The sequence below is a fragment of the Burkholderia sp. AU33423 genome, assembly GCF_002223135.1.
Classification (GTDB): domain Bacteria; phylum Pseudomonadota; class Gammaproteobacteria; order Burkholderiales; family Burkholderiaceae; genus Burkholderia; species Burkholderia lata_D.
In genome coordinates, this window is sequence record NZ_NKFH01000010.1 from 559,312 (window position 1) to 581,594 (window position 22,283).

A 22,283-nucleotide genomic window follows, 5' to 3' on the forward strand; every position below is an offset into this window, starting at 1 on the left:
CGCAAACCGGCATGGTCCCTGCATGCATTGCTGCGCGCCGGCGCGCATCTCGCGCAGCCGCCAACGGGGAACGAGCATGCTGACCGCACATGAATTTGCCACGCTGCTCCTGGTGCATCGCGCACCGGAGCAGATCCAGATCGACCGCGAGGATGTCCTTGCGCTGGTCGAACAGCACCTGATCGTGATGCAGCACGACGACGCGTCCGGCGAGCGCCGGCCTGCGTTGACGGCCGACGGACTGTCGGTCGTGCAGTGCGTGCAGCGCAACGACGCGAGCGAGCCCGACGTCACCGACGCGTGACGGGCGGATGCGCGGCGACGAGCACCGCGACGGGCAACGCGGCCAGGCAGCGGTCGAGCGGCAGCATGTGTCCCGGCACGTCGATCGTATCCCGCGCATTCAGCCCGTCCGTCCATGGCCCGTCGATATCGCGCGGCAGCACGACCGCCGTATCGCCCCATTGCGCGGGTTCGACGCGCGGCAATTCCGGCGCTTCGCCGAGCAATCGGCCCGCGAGCCGCGTCGCGACCACCACCACGGTGGCCTCGTCGCTGCGCCGTGCGAACGCCACCGCATGACGACCGAGCGGGCCGCGTACGCGCAGCGGCACGTATGCGCCATCCGCGAACGTCACCGGCCATCGCGCGCGCAGCGCCAGCATGCGCTCGACCAGTGCCCGCTTCACGCGCGCATCGGGCCACGCCGCCAGATACGACGCGACCGGCCCGTCGACCCGCTCGGCCGCGAGCGCCGCGAACGGCACGTCACGGCGGTTGTCCGGATCGACGAGCGAGTGATCCCATGATTCAGATCCTTGATACAGGTCGGGCACGCCGGGCGATGCCATCCGCAGCACGGCCTGCGTCAGGCTGTTGACGACGCCGGCCGGCGCGATCCGCGCAACGAACGCATGCAGCCGGTGCGCGAAGTCGCCGGCGCCGCACGGTCTCAGGATCGCGTGCACGAACGCTTCGCAATCGTGCTCGTAGCGCATATCGGGCGCGAGCCAGTCGGTGTGACGCTTCGCCTCGCGCAGCGCTTTCGTCTGCCACTGCACGACGCGTTCGGTGAGCGCCGCGAGCCCCGCCGCGTCGTCGGGCGCGAGTCCAGGCGGCCAGCAGCCGACGAGCGTCTGGTACAGCATCGCCTCGGCGGCCGGCCCCGGCGCCCATGCGAGGTCGCGATGCGCGCTGCCGCGATGCGGTCGGTTGAGCGCGGACCAGTCGAGCGATACCGCGCGCCACGCGTCGGGCACTTCGCTGAGCACGGCCAGCCGCGCCCGGGCATCCTCGCCGCGCTTGTGGTCGTGCGTGGCGGTGGCGACGAGCCCGTGCGGCACGGTGCGCGCGCGGCGCCGGTTGCGCGCATGGAACGCGCCGCGCGACAGGCTGAAGTCGCCCGCGTCGGCGCCGACTTCGTTGCGCGACAAGAGCCGGCTGTAACGATAGTGAGCCGTATCCTCGACGCCCTTCGCGGCCAGCGGCGCGGTGAGCTGCGCGAACGCGACGCGCGCCGCGTGCAGCGCGGCGGCGTCCGCGCTCGGCACGCGTGCGACTGGCAACCCGAGCCAGGTGGCGACGTGATCGAGTGCGAACCGGTCGGCAGGATCGACGGCCGCGACCGCCCGTTCGTACGCCTGCGCGAGCACGCGACGATCGGCGTCGGCCGGTTCTTCGTCCTGCACCGGATACATCCGGTACACGGGCAACTGCACAGCGAGTTCCCCCAGTACGCGCCGAATCGCGATCCGGCTCACGTCGCGTGTCGCGGGTGCCGCACGCGCAACGCCGTGCAACGCCCGCGCGGCGCGCGCGTGCTCGACGGCGAGCTGGCGCATCAACACGCGCCGCTTGCCGTCGAGTGCCTCTTGCGCGAAGGTGCGCGACGAACCCGACACGTGCGCCCAGTGCGCGGCGAGCGGCGCGGCGCCGGCCGGATCGTGCAGCAGCGCGCCGACATCGTTCATGAAGTCGTAGCCGGTCGTGCCGTCGACGGCCCAGTCGGCGCGCAGCGTTTCGCCGGGCGCGAGGATCTTCTCGACGACGATGTACGGCCGCGCGTCGCGTTGCGCGGCAAGCCGCTGATGCAGCCGCCGGCAATACGCGCGCGGATCGGCGAGGCCGTCGACGTGATCGACGCGCAGGCCGTCGATGTAGCCGGCCGCATGCAGCCGTAGCGGCAGCGCATGGACGGCATCGAATACCGCATCGTCGTCGACGCGGACGGCCGCGAGCGTCGCGATGTCGAAGAAGCGCCGCCAGTTCAGCTCGTCGGCGGCCGTGCGCCACCACGCGAGCCGGTAGTGCTGGCGTTCGAGCAGCCAGTGCAGGCAGGCGCGCGAGCGCGCGCGGCGCGGATCGGCGCCGCGCAGCACCGCGTCGAGCGCATGCGGGCCGTGCGTGGCCGCGTGATCGCGCAGCGCCGCATGCGCGGCGGCGAGGCGCGTGCTGTCGCGCAGCGGCGCGGCGTCGAAGCGTTCGGCGAGCGCGTTCAGGTCCGCGCGGTTCGCGATGCGCAGGAGGTCCGCGTAGGTGGCGGCGGCCACCGGCAGCCGTCGCCCGGGGCACGACACGAAGAAGCGTCCGGTGGCCGGATCGGCGTCGAGCGTGATGTCGCCAGCCGCGAGCGCTTCACCGTACGGCGAGCCGAGGCAGGGCAGCAGCACCTTGCCGTCGAGCGCCGCGTCCGGCGGATGCCAGTCGATGTCGAAGTGGTGCGCGTACGGGCTCGCGGGGCCCCATTCGAGCACGTCGTTCCACCAGCCGTTCGACGAACCGCCGACGCCCATGTGGTTCGGCACGATGTCGACGATCACGCCCAGCCCGTGCGCGCGCAGCGCTTCGACGAGCCGGACGAAACCGGCTTCGCCGCCGAGCTCGGGGTTGAGCGTGCCGTAATCGACGGTGTCGTAGCCGTGCCGCGAACCGGGTTCGGCCGTCGCGATCGGCGACAGGTACAGGTGGCTCACGCCGAGCCGCGCGAAATAGCCCGCGTGCGCGGCCGCGTCGTCGAACGTGAAGCCCGCATGCAGCTGCAGTCGCAGCGTCGCGCGTGGCGTCATGGGCCGGGCTCCCGCGAACCGCGTGCGCGCACCACGGCCGCAATGCGGTCGCGCACGTCGGCGTCGAACAGCGTGTCGATCGCGCGTGGCAGGCGCTGCCGCCAGTTCGGATGTCCGCAGGGCGGCCCTGGCAGGTTCGGCTGCATGTCCAGCGCAAGCAGGTCCTCGAGCGGCAGGATCGCGAGCGGCGACGGGCTGCGCGCGACGTACGCGAGTATCGCGGCGATCGGCGGCGCATCAGCCGGCGGGGCGGCGTCACCGGCCGGCGCGCAGCCTGCGTGCTGTAGCGCGCGCCACAGCGCCGCGCGTTCGGTGGCGCGCGCGGCATGCGCGGCGACGACGTCGGGATCGACGGCGGGCGGTGGGGCGGCGGGGCCGGCTTCCGGGGGCGGCGGGGTGTCCGCGGCGTCGGGCGGGGCGGCTGCGCGGGGCACGATCGTGTGCCGATCATCCGCGCTGGCTTCATCCGGCGGTGCGGGCGGCGCTGCGTTGCGCGCTTCCGCGTCGTCGGACTGCTGCGCCGCCTCGGCCGCGATCCGCCGCCAGGCCAGATCGACCCCGCGCCACCAGCCGGCCACGGTCGGAAGATCGTGCGTCGACGTCATCGCGATCGCGTCGCGATCCCATGCCGACGGCGGCCGGAAGGTGCCGCCGGCGTCGCGCTCGAACCACAGCACGCGCATCCCGGCGATGCCCTGCGCGCCGAGCCGTTCGCGGAAGCCGGCCGGCACCGTGCCGAGATCCTCGCCGATCGCGAGCGCGCGATAACGGGCCGCCTCGAGTGCGACGAGCCGCACGAGATCGTCGACCGGATAGCGCAGGTATGCGCCGTCGCGCGGCGAGCCGCCGTCCGGCACGATCCACATCCGCGCGAAGCCGAGCACGTGATCGATGCGGATGCCGCCCGCATGCGCGAACGCCGAGCGCAACAGTTCGACGAACGGCACGAAGCCTTCCGCACGCAGCGCGGCGGGCGTCCAGGTCGTCACGCCCCACGCCTGGCCGGCCGCATTGAACAGGTCGGGCGGCGCCCCGAGCGACACGCCGCGCAGCAGCGTCGCGCCGTGCACCCACGCGTCGCTGCCCGCGCGATCGGAGCCGACCGCAAGATCGGCGATCAGCCCGATGGCCATGCCCGCGCCGCGTGCCGCGTGCTGCGCGTCGCCGAGCGCGCGCGACGCGCACCATTGCAGGTACGTGTGGAATGCGACCGTGTCGGCATGGGCGTGCGCGAACGCGTCGACTTCAGCCGATCCCGGCTCGCGCCACGGCGCCGGCCATTTCCGCCAGTCAACGCCCGCCCCATGCTCGAGGCAGAACGCCTGCAATGCGTCGAAGCGCGCATGCGCATCGAGCGCCGCACCGCCCGTCGCGCGAAACCGCTGGAATGCGTCACGTGACGGGTCGTCGCTGGCGCGCCACGCGTCGAAGCACGCACGCAGTCGCCGCAGTTTCAGCGGCAGCACGTGCGGCCAGTCGATCAACGGTGCGTCGGCCGCGGCACCGGTGGCGTGAGGCACCGCAGCGGCACCCGGCACCGCGTCGCAGTCGAGATACGCGACGTTGTGCCAGCGCCGCGACGACGGCGAATACGGGCTGTCGTGCGCGGGCAGCGCCGGAAAGCCGGCGTGCGTCGGGCTGATCGCCACCGCTTGCGCGCCGTGCCGTGCCGCATGTGCGGCCAGCCGCGCCAGCGCGGTGTAGTCGCCCGCGCCGTCGTCGCCGGTGCGGCGCAGGCTGTAGAGCTGCGCCGCGATGCCCCAGCGGCCGCCCGCATTCGCCGCGCGCGGGTCGACCGGTTGCGGGCGCGGCGGCGCGATCGTGAGGCCGATGCGCTGGTCGCCGACGTCGAGCGCGTGATAGCCGGGGATCGCGAGCGGCGGCAGCGTGCCGTGTTCGCCTTCGCCGCCCACGCGCCCGTCCACATGCCCGCCCGCTTCGAGCGTGATCCGGAAGCGCGCGCCCGGCGCGGCGATCGCGGCCGGCAGGGTCAGCGGCAGGCCCGCGTCGCCGGTGACGATGCGCGGTGGCGCCGCGTTCGCGTCGGCGAGTGCGGCGGCGCTTTCCACCCGCTGGGGCGCCGTGCCGCACGGCCAGCCGAGCGCGTCGACCAGCGCGACGAGGGCTTCATCGTCCACCCGCCGCGCGATGCCGCCCGCATCGGTCCAGTCGGGTTCCAGGCCGGCCGCGCGCGCGAGTTCGGTGATCGACACGTCGGTCGTCATGATCGGCCCTGCCCATTCATGCGGTGCTGCCGCGCATCCTGGTTGACCTCGCCGTCGCGCCACGCGATGCACGCGCGGGGCGGCAGCCGCAGGTCGCGCAAGCGGTCGCGCGCACGTGGCGGCGTCTCGAACACGATCTTGCCGACCGGCAGCGCGGGCAGCACCGCGTCGTACGAGCCGAGATTCAATGCGATCGTCAGCGTGCTGCCGTCGCCGAGGCGCCAGCGCGCGGCGAGCGCCTGCGGGTCGCCGTCTCCCGCGAGCAGGTCGACGCCGAGCGCGCTGGCGCCGGGCAGGTTCGGCGTCACGAGCGCCGCGCGCACGGTTAGCGCGCTGCGGTAGAAGCGCCGCCATGCGTCGGTGTCGGGCGTGGTTTCGTCGCTGCTGCCGTGCAGCGTCGAACGCACGAACGTCGCGATGTCGTTCGGATCGGGAATCGCGTTGCGATGCGCGGCGTCGGCGAACGCCGGAAAGGCCGCGAATTCGCGGCGCCGGCCTTCGCGCACCGCGTCGGCGAGCAGGCCGCGATAGTCGGTGAAGAACTGGAACGGCTGCGTGCTGCCGTCTTCCTCGCCCATGAACAGCAGCGGGATCGACGGTGCGAGCAGCAGCAGCGCGGTCGCCGCGCGCACCGCGTCTTCGTTCGCGAGCGTGCGCAGCCGTTCGCCGAATGCGCGGTTGCCGACCTGGTCGTGGTTCTGCAGGAATGCGACGAACGCGGTCGGCGGCAGGTGCGCGCTCGGTTCGCCGCGCGGGGCGCCGTCGTGCAGCGGCGACGGTTCGCCCTGGTACGCGAAGCCTTCGCCGAGCGTGCGCGCGAGATGGCGCAACGGCGCGTCGGCATACGCGCGGTAGTAGCCGTCGCGCTCGCCGGTCAGCAGCACGTGCGCGCTGTTGTGGAAGTCGTCGTTCCATTGCGCGTCGAAACCGCCGGGCCCGAGCAGGCTCGCCGCGTTGCGCTCGTTCTCGAGCACGAGGTGCACGTGGCGCGTGTCGCCGGCGTACGCGCGCACGCGGCGCGCGAGTTCGCGCAACCATATGTCGTCGTCGATCGCGTGCGCGGCATCGATGCGCAGCCCGTCGAAACGGAATTCGTGGAGCCAGTACAGCGCGTTCTCGATGAAGAACGCGCTCGTCTGCTCCCGAGAAAAGTCGATGGCCGGCCCCCACGCGGTCTGCCGGTCCGCGCGGAAGAACGCGGGCGCGTAGCGCGGCAGCAGGTTGCCTTCCGGGCCGAAGTGGTTGTAGACGACGTCGAGAAACATCTGCAACCCGAGCCCGTGCGCGGTATCGATCAGCGCCTTCAGTTCCTCGGGCCGTCCGTACGACGCATCGGGCGCGAACGGCAGCACGCCGTCGTAACCCCAGTTGCGCGCGCCGGGAAACGCATTGACGGGCATCAGCTCGACAGCGGTCACGCCGAGCGCGGCGATTTCCGGCAGCCGCCGCTCGACGCTCGCGTGGCCGCCGCATGCGCCGATGTGCAGCTCATACAGGACGGTCTCGTGCCACGGGCGGCCGCGCCACGCGTCGTGGCGCCAGCGGTACGCAGCCGGATCGACGACCTGGCTCGGGCCTGCCACGCCGCCGGGCTGGAAGCGCGACGCGGGATCGGGCACCGCGAGATCGCCGTCGAGCCGGTAGCGATACAGCGTACCGGGGCCGCACGGCACGACGGCCTCGAACCAGCCGTCGCCCACCGCGGTCATCGGGACGGTGGGCAGGTTTTCGCCTTCGATTTCGACGGCGGCCGTGCGGCTCGCGGGCGCCCACAGCCGGAAGCGCGTGCGGTCGACGTCGACGCAGGTCGCGCCGAACGACGTGTCGAACGCATGCGAATCCGATGGACGGGCGGGGCGTGATCTCATGTCGGGTCTCCCGGAGACAGGTCGGGCGGCACGGCGGCCACCGCGATCGCGGCCGCGTGCGCGGCGACGTCGAGGCCGCTGGCCGGCCACGGGCGCGGGCCGGCGTCCGGCGTGGCCGTGTCGACCAGCACGCGATAGTCGAGCACTGGCGCGGGCGGCGCGAACACGACCGTCTCGGACGACGCGTTCAGCATCACGAGCAGCGCCTCGGTGCGCCCGGTGCGGCCCGTGCCGACGCGCCGCATCGTCAGCGCGCGGCGCTCGTGGTCCTGCCACGCGGGCACGGTCATCGCATCGCCGTGCTCGTCGAACCAGCCGAGCTCGGCCATGCCCGGCGCGGCCTCGCGGTCGCCCGACGGGTAGCGCGGCGCGGACATCACCGGATACATGCGCCGCAGCGCGGCGAGCCGCGACACGAAACGCATCAGCGTCACCGCTTCGTCGCTGCGCGCCAGATCCCAGTCGAGCCACGACAGCTCGTTGTCCTGGCAGTACGCGTTGTTGTTGCCGTGCTGCGTGCGGCCGAACTCGTCGCCGGCCACCAGCATCGGCGTGCCGAGCGCGGTGAACAGCGTCGCGAGCATCGAGCGCGCGACGCGCGCGCGCACGGCACGGATCGCCGCATCGTCGGTCGGCCCTTCGACACCCCAGTTCGCGGTGCAGTTGTCGTCGCGACCGTCGCGGTTGTCCTCGCCGTTCGCGTCGTTGTGTTTCTTCGAATACGACACCAGATCGGCGAGCGTGAAGCCGTCGTGCGCGGTGATGAAGTTGACCGACGCCCACGTATGGCGCCGCTGGTGGTTGAACAGGTCGGCCGACCCGGCGAGGCGCGCGGCGAGCTCCGGCCGCTGGCCCGGGTCGCCGCGCCAGAAGCGCCGCACGGTGTCGCGAAAGCGGTCGTTCCATTCGGCGAAACCGGGCGGATGGCGGCCGAGCTGGTAGCCGCCGGGACCGAGATCCCACGGCTCGGTGATCAGCTTGCGCTGCGAGAGCACCGGGTCCTGCCGCAGCGCGTCGAAAAAACCCGCGCCCGGATCGAAGCCGTGTTCCTCGCGACCGAGCGTCACGCCGAGGTCGAAACGGAAGCCGTCGATGTTGAACGCGGTGGCCCAGTAGCGCAGCGAATCCATCACCATCTGCACGACGCGCGGATGCGACAGGTTCAGCGTGTTGCCGCAGCCGGTCTCGTCGACATGAAAGCGGCGGTCCGGCATCAGCCGGTAGTAGCTCGCGTTGTCGAGGCCGCGCCACGACAGCGTCGGGCCGAGCTCGTTGCCCTCGCACGTATGGTTGTAGACGACGTCGAGCACGACCTCGATGCCGGCCGCATGCAGCTGGCGGATCGCGATGCGCATCTCGTCGAGCCGCCGCGTCGCGAGATACGCGGGCTCCGGCGCGAAGAACGCGGCCGTGTCGTAGCCCCAGTAGTTGCGCAAGCCGCGCTGCACCAGCGCGCGCTGCTGCAGGAACGCGTGGACAGGCAGCAGCTCGACCGTCGTCACGCCGATCGACAGCAGGTGATCGATGAACGCCGGATGCGCGAACGCCGCGAACGTGCCGCGCTCGGGCGGGCGCAACCCGGCACGCCGCATCGACGCGCCGCGCACGTGGGTCTCGTAGATCACCGTGTTGCGCCACGACACGCGCGGGCGCCGGTCGGTGCTCCAGTCGAACGCTTCGTCGACCACCACGCACTTCGGCATCGCGGGCGCCGAGTCGCGCCGGTCCATCGACAGGTCCGCGCGGTTCGAATGCAGGCGATAGCCGAACAGCGCGTCCGACCAGCGGAACTGGCCGACCAGCTTGCGCGCGTACGGGTCGAGCAGCAGCTTGGTCGGGTTGAACCGATGGCCGTGCTGCGGCTGGTACGGGCCGTCCGCGCGAAACCCGTACACGGTGCCGGGATGCGCGTTGGGCAGGTAGCCGTGCCAGATCTCGTCGGTGCATTCGGGCAGGTCGAGGCGCGCAAGCTCCTTGCGGCCGGTTGGATCGAAGACGCACAGCTGGATGCGGTGCGCGTGCGCGGAAAACACCGCGAAGTTGGTCCCGAGGCCGTCCCAGGTCGCGCCGAGCGGATAGCTGCGACCGGATTCGAGACGGGTGGGCAGGGCGGTCGGCATGGGGCGGATCTCCGTGTCCAGGGTGCGGGAAATCAGGTAGGGCGCAGCCATAGCGTCGCGAGCGGCGGCAGGCGCAGGGTGGCCGACCACGCTTCACCGTGCGCGGGAACGGCTTCGGCCCACACGGCGCCGTCGTTGCCGGCGTTGGTGCCGCCGTACGGCGCGGCATCGGTGTTCATCAGTTCGCGCCAGTGTCCGGGCGCGGGCAGGCCGACGCGATAGCTCGTGCGCGGCACCGGCGTGAAGTTGCAGACGGCGACCACCAGGTGGCCGGCGTCGTCGCGGCGCGCGAACGCGAACACGCTGTTGTCGCGGTCGTCGCCGATCAGCCAGGAGAAGCCGGCCGCGTGGCAGTCGAGCGCATGCAGCGCGGGCTCGGCCGCATACGTGCGGTTCAGGTCGCGCACGAGCCGCTGCACGCCGCGATGCGCGGGTGCGTCGAGCAGGTCCCAGTGCGGCGTCGCGTCGTGCGCGAACTCGGCCCATTGCGCGAATTCGCTGCCCATGAACAGCAGCTTCTTGCCGGGGTGCGCCCACATGAAGCCGAAGTACGCACGCAGCGTCGCGAGCCGCTGCCACGCGTCGCCCGGCATCTTCGCGACGAGCGAGCCCTTGCCGTGCACGACCTCGTCGTGCGACAGCGGCAGCACGAAGCGCTCGGAGAACGCGTACACGAGCCCGAACGTCATCCGGTCGTGGTGATAGCGGCGATGCACCGGGTCTTCGCGCAGATACGCGAGCGTGTCGTGCATCCAGCCCATGTTCCACTTGAAGTCGAAGCCGAGCCCGCCGTCGCCGGTCGGCGCGGTGACGCCCGGCCACGCGGTCGATTCCTCCGCGACGGTGACGACGCCCGCCGGCGCGGCCGCACCGTGCAGCGTGTCGTTCATCATGCGCAGGAACGCGACCGATTCGAGGTTCTCGCGGCCGCCGTGCACGTTCGGCACCCATTCGCCTTCGGCGCGCGAATAGTCGCGGTACAGCATCGACGCGACCGCGTCGACGCGGATGCCGTCGACGTGATACCGGCGCGCCCACGCGAGCGCCGACGCGGCGAGGAACGCGCCGACTTCCGTGCGCCCGACGTTGAACACGCAGGTGTGCCAGTCGGGATGCAGCCCTTCGCGCGGGTCGGCGTGCTCGTACAGCGCGGTGCCGTCGAATTGCGCGAGGCCATGCGGATCGTCGGGGAAGTGCGCGGGCACCCAGTCGACGAGCACGCCGATGCCGGCCGCGTGCGCACGGTCGACGAAGCGCGCGAAACCTTCGACCGGCCCGAAGCGCGCGGACGGCGCGAACTGCGCGAGCGGCTGGTAGCCCCACGAGCCGCCGAACGGGTATTCGGCGATCGGCATGAATTCGACGTGCGTGAAGCCCATGCCCTTCACGTACGGAATCAGCCGCTCGGCGAGTTCGTCCCAGGTCGCGCTGCGGTTCATCTCCTCGGGCACGCGTTGCCACGATTCCGCATGCACCTCGTAGATCGACCACGGCACACGGTAGCGGTCGGTGTGCGGCCGCGCGTGCATCCAGCCGTCGTCGTGCCACGCGAACGCGTCGAGCGCCGCGACGTCGGCGACGACCGACGCCGTGCGCGGCGGCGCCTCGGTCGCGCGCGCACAGGGATCGGCCTTGTGCGGCAGCACGCGCCCGTCGGCCGCGCGCACCTCGTACTTGTAGCATTCGCCCGCGCCGATGCCCGGCACGAACAGCTCCCACACGCCCGACGGCCGCCGCAGCCGCATCGGATGCCGGCGGCCGTCCCAGCCGTTGAAATCGCCGACCACCGATACGCGCTGCGCGTTCGGCGCCCAGACCGCGAAGCGCACGCCGTCGGTGTCGTCGATGCGCGCGGGCGCGGCGCCGAGGCAATCGAGCACGGCGGCCGGGTCGCCGGCCGACAAGCGGGCGAGCACGGCGTCGTCGAGCAGCGTGCCGAACGCATACGCATCGTCGATCACCTGCCGCGCGTCGGGCCAGTCGATCGCGAGCAGGTAGTGGGGCGCGCCGCCGTTGCGCGGGATCGTCCCCGCGAAGCAGCCGGCGCGATCGACGCACGCGAGCGTGGCGAGTTCGGCGCCTTCCGGCGACAGCGCGTGCACGCTTTTCGCGCCGGGCAGCAGCGCGCGCACGACGACCTGGTCGGCCTGCCCGTGCGGGCCGAGGCACGCGAACGGATCGGGATGACGGCCGGCGAGCAGCGCATCGATATCGGATCGTTCGAACAGCGTTCCGGTCATTGCGACCCTCCTTCGGCGGACGCACCGCCGTCACCGAGCAGCCGTTCGACCAGTGCGGCGAGCCCGCCGACCGGCACGCTCAGCCAGTCGGGCCGGTTCGCGGCTTCGTAGCACAGCTCGTACGACGCCTTGTCGATCAGGAACAGCGCGAGCAGGCGATCGGCGTAGCGCGGGTCGACGAAACGCGCGGGGGCCTGCTCGGTGGCCGTGCGATAGCAGTCGACGAAGCGGTCGGCGGCGGCCTGCCCGAAGCGGTCGAACAGTGCACGCTTGCGGCCGGCCGCCTGCGGCGGCGCCTTCTCGATCGCGAACTGCGCGGTCGCGCTCACGTACGACAGCGAACGCAGCAGGCCGGCCACGTCGCGTAGCGGATGCGATTTCGCGCGGCGGTGTTCGAGCGGGCGCGCCGGCTCGCCTTCGAAGTCGATCAGCAGCGCGTCGCCCTGCACGTCGAGCACCTGGCCCAGATGGAAATCGCCGTGTATCCGCATGCATTGCGCCTCGAGCGTGCGCGGCACGAGCTCGCCGAGCGCGCGGACGGCCGCGTCGCGCGACGCGAGCAGCGTGTCGGCCGCCGCGCGCATTGCAGGGTCGAGCGCATCGAGCCGCGTGCGCAGCACGTCGAGCGCGTGCTGGAACGACGCGATCGCGTCCGCGCACCAGCCGTCGACGTGGCCGGGCGTCGCGGGCTCCGGCGCGAACGCGGGATCGTCGGACGGCTGCGCGAGCGCGACGTGCAACTGGCCGAGCCGCGTACCGATGATCCCCGCGAACGCCGCATAGCCGAGCAGCGCTTCGGGTTCCTCGTCCGCGTCGCCGGTGTCCTCTTCGTCGGCGGCCGGCAGCGCGAGCTCGTCCACCGCGCGCCGCAGGAAGTCGAACGAGCGCGTCCACGCGTCGCCCTGGTTGTCGACGTAGCGCTGCAGGATCGCGACCGTGTGCGGTGTGCCGTCCGGATCGACGTGCACGACTTCGCCCGCGAGCGTCGCGGTGTTCGGGTAGCCGATCCGCGTCAGGTACCGGCTCATTTCCGCTTCCGGATGTATGCCGTGCGCGACCTTGCGCACCAGCTTCAGCACGATCGCGTCGCCGATCACGAGCGAGCTGTTGCTTTGCTCGGCCGCGAGCCAGCGCACTTCGGCGTCGTCGCCGGGATCGAGTGCGGCGAGCGCGTCTTCCGGCAGGAACGCGAGCCGGCCGCCGTCGGCGGTCGGCACCGTCGCGCTGTCGCGCAGCTTGCGCAGCATCCCGTGCGCGAACGCCGGCAGCGCGAACGCGTCGGTCAGGTAGCCGACCGAATGGCCGCGCCGCACGCGCGCCAGCGCCAGCTGCGCGAACAGCGGCTGCGAGGTTTCACCGCCCCACGCGACCGCGAGCGGCACGACGTAGCGTTCGACATTGCCCGTCTCACCGGATTCGACCCAGGCTTCCGCATACTGGAACGGTTCGCCCGGCACCGGCGTGACGACGTTCAGCCTGGCCGTGCCGATCGCGCGGTCCTTCGACGCGAACCAGCGCCGCCGCGCGAGCCACGAGGGCAGTGCGTCGTGCGCGAGCACGTGCAGCTGTTCGACGTCCGGCCACGTATCGCCGCGCCGCATCACGAGCGTCACGTATTCGGGCAGCGGCTCCGCATGGGGCTGCCGCCACGACGGCTCGCGGCCGTGCTCGGCCAGCACGAACCACAGGAATCCGTAGGGCGGGAAGGTCAGCAGGTACGTGAGCTGCCCGATCGGCGGAAACGGCGAATCCGACGTCATCTCGATCGGCACGCGGCCCGCGAATTCGGACAGGTCGAGCTCGACGGCCTGCGACGCCCGCGACAGGTTCGCGACGCACAGCACCGGATCGTGGCCGTCCAGCTCGCGCAGGTACGCGAGCACCTTGCGGTTCTCCGGACGCAGGAAGCGGATCGTGCCGCGCCCGAACGCCTGCGACGCGCGGCGCGTCGACAGGATGCGGCGCGTCCAGTTCAGCAGCGAATGCGGGTCGCGCGTCTGCGCCTCGACGTTGACCGCGTCATAGCCGTACAGCGCGCCCATCACCGGCGGCAGCACGAGTTGTTCGGGGTCGGCGCGCGAGAAGCCGCCGTTGCGGTCCGACGACCACTGCATCGGCGTGCGCACGCCGTCGCGGTCGCCGAGGTGGATGTTGTCGCCCATCCCGAGCTCGTCGCCGTAGTAGATCACCGGTGTGCCGGGCATCGACAGCAGCAGCGAGTTGATCAGCTCGATGCGGCGCCGGTCGCGTTCCATCAGCGGCGCGAGCCGGCGCCGGATGCCGAGGTTCAGCCGCGCGCGCCGGTCGGTCGCATAGGTCTGCCACAGCAGGTCGCGCTCGGAGTCGGTGACCATCTCGAGCGTCAGCTCGTCGTGGTTGCGCAGGAACACGGCCCACTGGTTGCTCGGCGCGAGTTCCGGCGTCTGCCGCATGATGTCGACGATCGGGAAGCGGTCCTCGCTCGCGATCGACATGTAGATGCGCGGCATCAGCGGGAAATGGAACGCCATGTGGCATTCGTCCTCGTTGCCGAAATATTCCTGCACGTCTTCCGGCCACTGGTTCGCCTCGGCGAGCAGCATCCGGTTCGGATACTCGGCGTCGATCGTCGCGCGGATCTGCTTCAGGATCGCGTGCGTCTCGGGCAGGTTCTCGTTGCTGGTGCCTTCCCGCGCGACGAGATACGGCACCGCGTCGAGCCGCAGCCCGTCGATGCCGAGGTCGAGCCAGAAGCGCATCACCTGCATCACCTCGCGCACGACGGCCGGGTTGTCGAAGTTCAGGTCCGGCTGGTGCGAATAGAAGCGGTGCCAGTAGTACTGGCCGGCGATCGGGTCATGCGCCCAGTTCGACGTTTCCGTATCGAGGAAGATGATCCGCGTGCCCGCGTATTTCGTGTCGGTGTCGGACCACACGTAGTAGTCGCGATGCGTGGAGCCGCGCTTCGCGCGGCGTGCGCGCTGGAACCACGGATGCTGGTCCGACGTGTGGTTGATCACCAGCTCGGTGATCACGCGAATGCCGCGCGCATGCGCTTCGCGGATGAAGCGCCGCACGTCGGCCAGCGTGCCGTAGTCGGGGTGCACGTCGCGGTAGTCGGCGATGTCGTAGCCGTCGTCGCGGCGCGGCGACGGGTAGAACGGCAGCAGCCAGATCGTGTCGACGCCGAGTTCGGCGATGTAGTCGAGCTTCGCGATCAGGCCGGGGAAATCGCCGATGCCGTCGTTGTTCGAGTCGTAGAACGACTTCACGTGCACCTGGTAGATGATCGCGTCCTTGTACCACAGCGGATCGTCCGCGCAGAGCGCCGGCGCGCGACGGCGTGCGCGGCGCCGGCGCGGGGTGCCGGCCGGCGCCAGCGACGGGAATTGCGCGCGGCGTACGTCGTCGAGGGAATCTTCGCGTTTCATCATCCATGGGCTCCCGAGGATGGCCGGGCGTCGCCCGGTCCGCGCGCCGCCGCCCGCGCGGCGCCTGTTGACGGCGTAAGCCGCCAGATCGCATACGGGCGCACATGCGGATCGAGCGAGACGTACTGGCGATGTCCGTGCCAGGTTTCCGCATGCGTGGCGTCCTGTTCGAGCGCGTCGAGCGGTTCGCCGTCGACGAGCCCCAGGCCGCGCCACAGCGACGCATCGAGCGTGAAGTTCGCGACCTGCGGATGCCACGGATCGGTGCTGATCGCGACGACGACCACGCTGTCGAACGCCGGCGTCGCCTTCACGAACACGAGCACCGAGTCATTGTCCGCGTCGGCGAACGTGAGGCCGAGATGCGTCTGCAGCGCCGGGTTGGCGCGCCGCGCGCGGTTCAGCCGCGCGACCTCGGCGCCGATATGCGCGGCCTTGCTCCAGTCGCGCGCCCGCAGCTCGTACTTCTCCGCGTCCGCGTATTCCTCGCTGTCGGGCAGCGGGGCCGATTCGCCGAGCTCGAAGCCCGAGTACAGGCCCCACGAGCCGGCCAGCGTCGCCGCGAGCGCCGCGCGGATCACGAACTGCGTGCGCGGCGCGTTCTGCAGGTGGCGCGGGTTGATGTCGGGCGTGTTGACGAAGAAGTTCGGCCGGAAGAATTCGCGCGCCGGGCCGGTCGTCAGCTCGGTCAGGTAGTCGATGAATTCGCGCTTCGACTCGCGCCACGTGAAGTACGTGTACGACTGCGAGAAGCCGACCTTCGCGAGCCGGTACATCATCCCCGGCCGCGTGAATGCTTCGGACAGGAATACGACGTCCGGATGCCGGCCGCGCACGTCGTCGATCATCCACGCCCAGAACGGCAGCGGCTTCGTGTGCGGGTTGTCGACGCGGAAGATCCGCACGCCCGCGTCGACCCAGAACAGCACCGCGTCACGCAGCGCGAGCCACAGGTCGGGCAGTGCGTCCGGCGCGTAGAAATCAGGGTTCACGATGTCCTGGTAGCGCTTCGGCGGATTTTCCGCGAAGCGCAGCGAGCCGTCGGGCCGCCACGCGAACCAGCCCGGATGCGCGGCGAGCCACGGATGGTCGGGCGAGCACTGGATCGCGAAATCGAGCGCGATCTCGAGCCCGTGGCCGCGCGCGGCATCGACCAGCGCGCGGAACGATTCGAGCGTGCCGAGCTGCGGATGCACGGCCGTGTGGCCGCCGTCCGGCGAGCCGATCGCGTAAGGGCTGCCGACGTCGTCGGGGCCGGCCTTCAGGCTGTTGTTGCGCCCCTTGCGCGCGGTCGTGCCGATCGGGTGGATCGGCGGGAAATACAGCACGTCGAAACCCATGTCGCGGATGCGCGGCAGGTGCGCGATCACGTCGTCGAACGTGCCGTGCCGGTGCGGATCGTCGCTCGCCGAGCGCGGAAACATCTCGTACCAGCTGGAGAAGCGCGCCGCGCGGCGCTCGACCTCGACCGGCCAGGTCGTTTCATCGTGCGTGACGAACGGGCGGTAGCGCAGCGCCGCGAACGCATCGGCGAGCGGCGCCGCGCCGAGCTGCGCGAGCTGCGTGTCGGCTGGCGCGTCCTTGAATTCGGCGATGCGCTGTTTCATCTGCGTGAGCGCGCGTGCGTCGAGCGGATGGGCGAACTTGAGCGCGGTCGCGAGCAGCAGCTGCGCTTCGCGCAGTTCGAGCGTCACGTCCTGGCCGGCCGCGTGTTTCTTCGCGACATCGTCGACGAGCGATGCCCAGTCGTCGCGCCAGGCAATCACGCGAAATTCATGGCGGCCGATCCGATCGAGCACGACGCGTGCGTGCCAGCGGTCGTTCGGTTCGGCTTCGAACGGGATTTCGCGCCAGTCGTCGTCGCCGGCGGCGCGCCACTGCAGCGCGGCCGCGAGATGCGCGTGCCCGTCGGTGAAGATCGACGCGTGGACGACAAGCGTCTCGCCGATCACGCGCTTGACCGCGAAGCGGCCGCCGTCGACCGACGGCTCGACGCGCTCGATCGCGATCCGTTCGCCCGCGAGCGCCGCGGACACCATGCCGCGCTCGTGTGCGGCGTCGTGGCGGGTCGTGACGGGCGGCGCCCGCCACGCATGCAGCAGCGCGTATGCGCCGGGTTCGAGCGTGAACGGTTCGAGCGCGGCCGGCGGGTGGGTTGGCGTGCCGCCGTGCGTGGCGACGCGCGTGAATCCGCCCGGCACGCCGGGCAGGATCATCGCGGGGTCGACCGTCACCGCTGCATCGAGATCGGGATTCAACGCGATCAGCAGCGCCGCGGTGTCGTGTTCCAGCGACGGCCCGGTGCCGCGCAGCAACGCGGTTGCCGGTGCGCCAGGCGCGCTCAACTGCGCGATTTCGCCGCGCGCGGCCGCGACGGGCGTGGCGCGGCGCCACGCGTTCGCATCGGCGATTGCGCCCGACAGGTCGAAGCGCGCGTCCTCGAACGCGGCGAGGTAGCGCGCCGCATCGGCGTCGCGCGCCATCAGCGGCACCGTGACGCCGCGCTCGAAGCCCATCGGCACGAGCCAGCCGGTGCCGACGGCGGCAGCGGTCCACAGTGCGCGGCGATACGCGCGGGCGACGGTGTCATCCGACGCGTCGGGCCAGTCGTCGGCGAGGCGCGTGCCGTCGAGCGCGTCGGGAAACGCGATCGGCGAGCCGATGCGCCGCAGCAGCCGGTGTTCGTCGACGAACCACGGGGCGCGCAGGTCCCACCAGCGCACCGATGAAAACACCGCGTCGAACCCGGCGCCTTCGAGTTGCGCCAGCGCGTCGCGCGCATGGCCGGGCACGCCGGCGAGCACCGCGACGTCCGGGCGCGTACGGCGCAGCGCCGCGCGCCAGCCGGGCCACCAGTCGGCCGGCAGATGATGCGGCGCGTCGATCAGGAAGCCGGCCGCGCCCGCATCGGCGAACGCGGCGAGGTGTTTGCACCACCACGCGGACAGCGCGTCGCGCGCGGCTTCATCGCCGAGGTTCGCGTGGGCGACATCCAGCGCGTGCGCGGTGCCGCGCGGGTCGATCAGCGCGTCGTCGTGCGTGTGCTCGACGTACCAGTCCGGATGCTCGGCGCGCAGCGGGTTCTCGCGCGCGACACGATCCGGCACGACTTCGAGCAGCAGGCGCAGCCCGTGGCCGTGTGCAAGCTGGGCGAGCCGGGAGAAGGTTTCGAGCGCGCTCGCGCGTGTCGCGAACGATTGAGCCGGACGCCGGAAATCGGCCACGTGGCGCGGAAAGCCGGCGACGCTGGCGGCCCAGAACGCGCCGACGAGCACGTGATCGAAGCCCATGCCGGCGACATGCGCGAACGTCTGCGGCCATGCGTCGAGCGGTCCGACGAGGCGGGCGTCGCAGAACTGGATATGCGGAGCGAAGATCGGCGTGGAGTCCATGGCGCGGGTGTACGGGCGGCGGTCGATAACGCCGGTTCGCCGCAACACGCGTGCCTGCCGGGTGGTTTTCCGTGGGGCAAGGGCGGGTGGGCGACCCGCTGCAGCGGGGACTGTCGTTTTTACATGACCGCTGGGTAGCTGCATGCACTTATATGCGCGGCACCGAGCGGATATCCGTGCTGTCGCCCGTGGCGCGATCGTCATCGGCTTCGGGAAGGGGCACGCCGGGGTCGCAGCGCACCACCGCACCATGTTCGATCCGGTGCGGGAACGGCGGCGGTGCATCGATTTCGTCCCCAAAGCGTGCGCGCACGAACGCCCGCAGCAGGGCCACGCGGGCATCGCGCCCGTGCGCGCCGCAGGTGCACGGGCCGTCGACGAAGGTCGCGTCGCATTCGACGTCGTCGCCGTGCCGTGCGATTCGAAGATCGTCGACACGGTCGAGCACCGCGCCCGCGTCGGACCACGACGCCGACGGCACGAAACCCGTGTCGAGCCGCCTGAGTGCGTCGCATGCAGCCGTCACGACCAGGTGCGGTGCGACGGCGGTGAAACGCAGCGTGTCCTCGTCGTCGATGCACAGCGCGCGTGCACACCAGTAGTCGAGATCGTTTCCGTCGAGTGCGTCGGTTTGCATGGGCCGGCTCCGTCGGATCAAAACCGGCTCACCGCGCAAGCGGCGTGCCCGCTGCGGGCGTCGCGCGCATCCGCGCGAGCGGCGGATCGCGATCGAACGCCGGCCAGCCCCGCACGCTGCGATGCACGGCCCGTCGAACAGCCGCTCCGGCGGCCCCATCAGGGTCCGGCGAGCTTGCCGGGCATACGCTCGGGAACGCGCGCGACACCTGCGGCGCTCTCGTCGGCGCGTGTCGCGCGGTCCGGCACGATCACCATACGTCGACGTCCCGGTTGCTGTCGATCCGCTGCAGCAGCGCGTCGCATCGTTCGCGCAGCGCGTTCAGTTCCGGTGAATCGGCGTCGAGCCGCACACGTTCGCCGGTGTCGGGATCGCGGTTCGCGATCGCGATGTCGTAGATCCCTTGCGCGATCGTCGCGGACGCATCCGCGATCCTGACCCGCGTAAGCCATCCGCATTCGGCGTGACGGCACGCGAGCCACATACGCTCCACGTCGACCAGCTGACCGGTCGTGAGCCATGCACCGGACCGCATGCGCGCAGCCAGTTGGCTCGTCACGAGATAGGAGAGCAGATCGGTCGTTTGATTCACACGAGGCTCCTTGGCGAAGGGTCGGGACGTTCGATCCGCGAGCCGGGTCGCGGGAGCGGAGCCGGGGAAGGCATCGGTGCGCGGATCGTCGTCCGGTTGCAGGGGAACCGCTTTGCGGGCTCGGGGCGCGTGCCCGTGGCGGTCCGGTGCGCGAGCGGCGCGCAAGCCGCGTGCCAGCAGGCAGGTATCAGGCACGGCGCGTGCGTACTGGGCCGACGGGGCGCGCGGCGATCATGCGGCGCGTATTTTTTGCATCGCCATCGCAGATAGGTACAAGGAGGCCACCGTGCAAAATCAACAGGACGCACAGATTCGGGACCCGTATCGCGGGCACGAGATCCACGTGTGGGCGCGGCGCAACGACAGCGGCGCGTGGCGCGACGAGGTGCAGGTGTATGTGGGCGGCAAGCGCATCGAGCTGGTCGTGCCGGCGGCCGATGGCCCCGACTGGATGACCGAGAACGAAGCGCTGCTCGCGGGTGTCGAGCGGGGGCGCTATCTGATCGACAAGCGCATTGACGACGATTGAGCGGCGCGGCGGCCACGTGCCGATACGACGGGGGTGCGGCCGGTGGTCGTGCGCGACCTGACGAAACCGACGGCGATCCGGCGAAGGTGCCGTCGGCGAAGCAGGCGTTTCAGGGCCGCGCCGCAATCTCGTCGAGATGCCACAGCAGATCGGCAGGATCGTCGTACACGCGCAGCGCGCCCGCGCGTTCGAGTTCGTCGCTGCCGTAACCGCCGGACAGCAGCCCGACGCCGAGCGAGCGGCAGCGGGCGGCGGCGAGCATGTCCCAGATGCTGTCGCCGACCACGACGGTGTGTTCGATCGGCACGTTCAGTTGCGCGGCAGCCGTCAGGAACAGGTCGGGGTCGGGCTTCGCGTACTTGACCTGGTCGCGCGTGACCACCACCTGCTTCGCCGGATCGACGCCGAGCGCCTCCAGATTGATCGCGGCCGTTTCCATCCGCCCGCTGGTCGCGATCGCCCAGCGAATGCCGGCGTTCGTCAGCGCGGCGAGCAGTTCGCGTGCGCCCGGCAGCGGCCGGACCTGTGCGCGCAGCCGCTGGTACGCGGCCGCATGCAGCCGCGCGAGACGTTCGACGCGTTCGGCGTCGATGTCGCCGGCCGTCTCGCGTAGCAGCTGATTCAGGAACAGGCCGCCGCTCATGCCGATCTTGCGATGGATGCGCCACACCGACAATTCGATGCCTTCGGCATCGAGCGCTTCCTTCCACGCGAGCACGTGCTGGTAGACGCTGTCGACGAGCGTGCCGTCGAGATCGAACAGAAAAGACGTTTCAATGCGCATGTGATTCTCCTGGCTCGATGGGGCTCAAGCGAACGGATCGCGAGAAGCCGGTCGGCACATTATCGGCGCACGGCGATGTCATGACCATGTCCCGCGGCCCACCGACGCCGCCCGGCGCCGCGCCGCGCCGTGTCATGTGCCGCTGGTACAATCGCGGCGATCGCCGGGCCGGGTTCTCCGCGCCGCGCGCCCCCAACCCTCGTCTCGCCGATTCCAGGTATGGCTACACCGGACGCCGTCAGTTCCAAGCACTCGTGGTGGGGTGTCCTGACCCTGGCACTCACCGCCTTCATCTTCAATACCACCGAATTCGTGCCCGTCGCGCTGCTCAGCGCGATCGGCGACAGCCTGCACATGCAGCCGACCGACGTCGGCCTGATGCTGACGATCTACGCGTGGGCCGTGGCCGTCGTGTCTTTGCCGCTGACGCTGGCCACGCGCCACGTCGAGCGCCGCAAGCTGCTCACGTGGGCGTTGCTGGGGTTCATCGCGAGCCACGTCGTGACCGGTATCGCGTGGAATTTCGCGGTGCTGATGATCGGCCGGCTGGGCATCGCGTGCGCACATGCGGTGTTCTGGTCGATTTCCGTGCCGCTGGCCGTGCGGCTCGCGCCGAGCGACCGGAAAAGCCGCGCGCTCAGCCTGCTGGCGATGGGCACGGCGATCGCGATGGTGGCCGGCATTCCGCTCGGGCGCGTGATCGGCGAGACGTTCGGCTGGCGCGTCACGTTCCTGATCATCGCCGGCGCGGCGGGCGTCGCGTTGCTGCTGCTGCGCGCGACGTTGCCGGTATCGCCGAGCGAGGGCGCCGGGTCGCTCGGCAGCATCGGCGTGTTCCTGCGCAAGCCCGCGCTGGTGGCGCTGTACGCGATCACCGTGCTCGTCGTGTCCGCGCACTTCACGTCGTACACGTACATCGAGCCCTTCGTCCAAAGCGTGAACCACGCGAGCGGCAGCCGGATCACGTATGTGCTGATCCTGTTCGGCGTCGCCGGCATACCGGCCGCGATCTGCTTCAACCGCGTCTATCCGCACCGGCCGGACGACTTCCTGCTCGGGTCGATCGTCGCGCTGGCGGGATGCCTGCTGATCCTGTTCCCGTGCGCGCTGAACATCGTCACGCTGTCCGTGCATACGCTGGTCTGGGGCGGGGCGATCGTCTGCTTCGGGCTGGCGATGCAGGCATGGGTGCTGAAGCTGGCGCCGGAGGGAACCGACCTCGCGGTGTCGATCTTCTCCGGGCTGTACAACGTCGGGATCGGCGCGGGCGCGCTGATCGGCAACCATATCGCCAGCGACTTCGGGCTGCCGTGGGTCGGCACGTTCGGCGGCGTGGTCGGCGCGGTTGCGGTCGGGATCGCGTGGCTGGCGCTGCGGCTGCACGCGAGGCAGGCGGCGGCGTAGCCGACGCCGGGTGGCGG

Annotated in this window: 13 protein-coding genes; 3 read left to right on the forward strand and 10 right to left on the reverse strand. The window is 71.1% G+C overall.

Annotated features, from left to right (window positions below; all coding sequences use genetic code 11):
* The first annotated feature begins 76 nt into the window (after positions 1-76).
* Positions 77-304: a hypothetical protein gene (locus tag CFB50_RS37795; protein WP_089449452.1), complete on the forward strand. Its 228-nt coding sequence runs from the start codon at positions 77-79 to the stop codon at positions 302-304.
* Here the strand turns inward: CFB50_RS37795 and treY are convergent.
* The 9 genes from treY to CFB50_RS37840 all read right to left on the reverse strand — a co-directional run bounded on the left by treY (position 291) and on the right by CFB50_RS37840 (position 19,492).
* Positions 291-3,065 carry a malto-oligosyltrehalose synthase gene (treY, locus tag CFB50_RS37800; RefSeq protein ID WP_089449453.1) on the reverse strand — a complete coding sequence of 925 codons (2,775 nt, stop codon included), beginning with the start codon at positions 3,063-3,065 and terminating at the stop codon, positions 291-293. The two genes, CFB50_RS37795 and treY, sit on opposite strands and share 14 nt — an antisense overlap.
* Entirely contained in the window at positions 3,062-5,290 is a 2,229-nt protein-coding gene (malQ, locus tag CFB50_RS37805; RefSeq protein ID WP_089449454.1) for a 4-alpha-glucanotransferase, read from the reverse strand. Before malQ ends, treY begins: the two co-directional genes overlap by 4 nt.
* A complete protein-coding gene (gene treZ, locus CFB50_RS37810) occupies positions 5,287-7,158 on the reverse strand; it encodes a malto-oligosyltrehalose trehalohydrolase (protein WP_069249498.1) in 1,872 nt (623 codons plus the stop codon). The genes malQ and treZ overlap by 4 nt, the downstream gene beginning before the upstream one ends.
* Positions 7,155-9,278, reverse strand: coding sequence for a glycogen debranching protein GlgX (glgX, locus tag CFB50_RS37815; RefSeq protein ID WP_069249499.1), 2,124 nt, complete (start codon positions 9,276-9,278; stop codon positions 7,155-7,157). Before glgX ends, treZ begins: the two co-directional genes overlap by 4 nt.
* Positions 9,279-9,310: 32 nt before the next feature.
* Positions 9,311-11,518, reverse strand: coding sequence for a 1,4-alpha-glucan branching protein GlgB (gene glgB / locus CFB50_RS37820; RefSeq protein ID WP_089449455.1), 2,208 nt, complete (start codon positions 11,516-11,518; stop codon positions 9,311-9,313).
* On the reverse strand, positions 11,515-14,928 hold the full coding sequence (gene treS / locus CFB50_RS37825) for a maltose alpha-D-glucosyltransferase (RefSeq protein ID WP_069250255.1): 3,414 nt from the start codon (positions 14,926-14,928) through the stop codon (positions 11,515-11,517). The genes glgB and treS overlap by 4 nt, the downstream gene beginning before the upstream one ends.
* On the reverse strand, positions 14,928-18,320 hold the full coding sequence (locus tag CFB50_RS37830; protein ID WP_089449456.1) for a maltotransferase domain-containing protein: 3,393 nt from the start codon (positions 18,318-18,320) through the stop codon (positions 14,928-14,930). The genes treS and CFB50_RS37830 overlap by 1 nt, the downstream gene beginning before the upstream one ends.
* A 148-nt stretch (positions 18,321-18,468) precedes the next feature.
* The gene (locus CFB50_RS37835) at positions 18,469-18,957 is read right to left on the reverse strand and encodes a phage protein NinX family protein (RefSeq protein WP_089449457.1); all 489 of its coding nucleotides are present in this window, start codon (positions 18,955-18,957) and stop codon (positions 18,469-18,471) included.
* Positions 18,958-19,207: 250 nt separating this feature from the next.
* On the reverse strand, positions 19,208-19,492 hold the full coding sequence (locus tag CFB50_RS37840; protein ID WP_069250256.1) for a hypothetical protein: 285 nt from the start codon (positions 19,490-19,492) through the stop codon (positions 19,208-19,210).
* A 343-nt stretch (positions 19,493-19,835) separates the two neighbouring features.
* Here CFB50_RS37840 and CFB50_RS37845 point away from each other — a divergent pair, with 343 nt between their 5' ends.
* The gene (locus CFB50_RS37845; RefSeq protein ID WP_069249503.1) at positions 19,836-20,078 is read left to right on the forward strand and encodes a DUF6566 family protein; all 243 of its coding nucleotides are present in this window, start codon (positions 19,836-19,838) and stop codon (positions 20,076-20,078) included.
* 109 nt (positions 20,079-20,187) lie between these two features.
* Here CFB50_RS37845 and CFB50_RS37850 read toward each other — a convergent pair whose 3' ends face one another.
* The gene (locus tag CFB50_RS37850; protein ID WP_089449458.1) at positions 20,188-20,862 is read right to left on the reverse strand and encodes an HAD family hydrolase; all 675 of its coding nucleotides are present in this window, start codon (positions 20,860-20,862) and stop codon (positions 20,188-20,190) included.
* A gap of 219 nt (positions 20,863-21,081) precedes the next feature.
* On the opposite strand from CFB50_RS37850, the gene CFB50_RS37855 reads away from it, so the two are divergent.
* Positions 21,082-22,266, forward strand: coding sequence for a sugar transporter (locus CFB50_RS37855; RefSeq protein WP_089449459.1), 1,185 nt, complete (start codon positions 21,082-21,084; stop codon positions 22,264-22,266).
* The last annotated feature ends 17 nt before the right edge of the window (positions 22,267-22,283 follow it).